A 1,403-nucleotide genomic window follows, 5' to 3' on the forward strand; every position below is an offset into this window, starting at 1 on the left:
GCTCCATCGGCGTCATGATGGCTCACAGTAATTACGGTGCTGCGCTGGAGAAACAGGGTGTGGAAATCACGCTGATTTACAGCGGCAGCCATAAGGTGGATGGCAACCCCTACAGCCATCTTCCGGATGACGTCCGGGAGACACTGCAGTCCCGGATGGACGCAACCCGCCAGATGTTTGCGCAGAAGGTGTCGGCATATACCGGCCTGTCCGTGCAGGTTGTGCTGGATACCGAGGCTGCAGTGTACAGCGGTCAGGAGGCCATTGATGCCGGACTGGCTGATGAACTTGTTAACAGCACCGATGCGATCACCGTCATGCGTGATGCACTGGATGCACGTAAATCCCGTCTCTCAGGAGGGCGAATGACCAAAGAGACTCAATCAACAACTGTTTCAGCCACTGCTTCGCAGGCTGACGTTACTGACGTGGTGCCAGCGACGGAGGGCGAGAACGCCAGCGCGGCGCAGCCGGACGTGAACGCGCAGATCACCGCAGCGGTTGCGGCAGAAAACAGCCGCATTATGGGGATCCTCAACTGTGAGGAGGCTCACGGACGCGAAGAACAGGCACGCGTGCTGGCAGAAACCCCCGGTATGACCGTGAAAACGGCCCGCCGCATTCTGGCCGCAGCACCACAGAGTGCACAGGCGCGCAGTGACACTGCGCTGGATCGTCTGATGCAGGGGGCACCGGCACCGCTGGCTGCAGGTAACCCGGCATCTGATGCCGTTAACGATTTGCTGAACACACCAGTGTAAGGGATGTTTATGACGAGCAAAGAAACCTTTACCCATTACCAGCCGCAGGGCAACAGTGACCCGGCTCATACCGCAACCGCGCCCGGCGGATTGAGTGCGAAAGCGCCTGCAATGACCCCGCTGATGCTGGACACCTCCAGCCGTAAGCTGGTTGCGTGGGATGGCACCACCGACGGTGCTGCCGTTGGCATTCTTGCGGTTGCTGCTGACCAGACCAGCACCACGCTGACGTTCTACAAGTCCGGCACGTTCCGTTATGAGGATGTGCTCTGGCCGGAGGCTGCCAGCGACGAGACGAAAAAACGGACCGCGTTTGCCGGAACGGCAATCAGCATCGTTTAACTTTACCCTTCATCACTAAAGGCCGCCTGTGCGGCTTTTTTTACGGGATTTTTTTATGTCGATGTACACAACCGCCCAACTGCTGGCGGCAAATGAGCAGAAATTTAAGTTTGATCCGCTGTTTCTGCGTCTCTTTTTCCGTGAGAGCTATCCCTTCACCACGGAGAAAGTCTATCTCTCACAAATTCCGGGACTGGTAAACATGGCGCTGTACGTTTCGCCGATTGTTTCCGGTGAGGTTATCCGTTCCCGTGGCGGCTCCACCTCTGAATTTACGCCGGGATATGTCAAGCCGAAGCA

Annotated in this window: 3 protein-coding genes; all 3 read left to right on the forward strand. The window is 57.3% G+C overall.

The features are described 5' to 3' along the window. Positions 1 to 761: S49 family peptidase (locus ACTHSL_RS12585; RefSeq protein ID WP_440381655.1), on the forward strand; the 761-nt coding region annotated here is incomplete at its 5' end. A gap of 9 nt (positions 762 to 770) precedes the next feature. Further along, the gene (locus ACTHSL_RS12590; protein ID WP_001297109.1) at positions 771 to 1,103 is read left to right on the forward strand and encodes a head decoration protein; all 333 of its coding nucleotides are present in this window, start codon (positions 771 to 773) and stop codon (positions 1,101 to 1,103) included. Between the two features lie 55 nt (positions 1,104 to 1,158). Continuing rightward, on the forward strand, positions 1,159 to 1,403 hold a 245-nt coding region (locus ACTHSL_RS12595; protein WP_032348803.1), incomplete at its 3' end, for a major capsid protein.

Source organism: Neisseria sp. P0008.S010 (assembly GCF_051962715.1).
GTDB lineage: Bacteria > Pseudomonadota > Gammaproteobacteria > Burkholderiales > Neisseriaceae > Neisseria > Neisseria elongata.

Excerpts from the sequence above, each read along its gene's own strand:
- ACTHSL_RS12590 (WP_001297109.1), top strand. The coding sequence starts at position 771 with ATGACGAGCAAAGAAACCTTTACCCATTACCAGCCGCAGGGCAACAGT.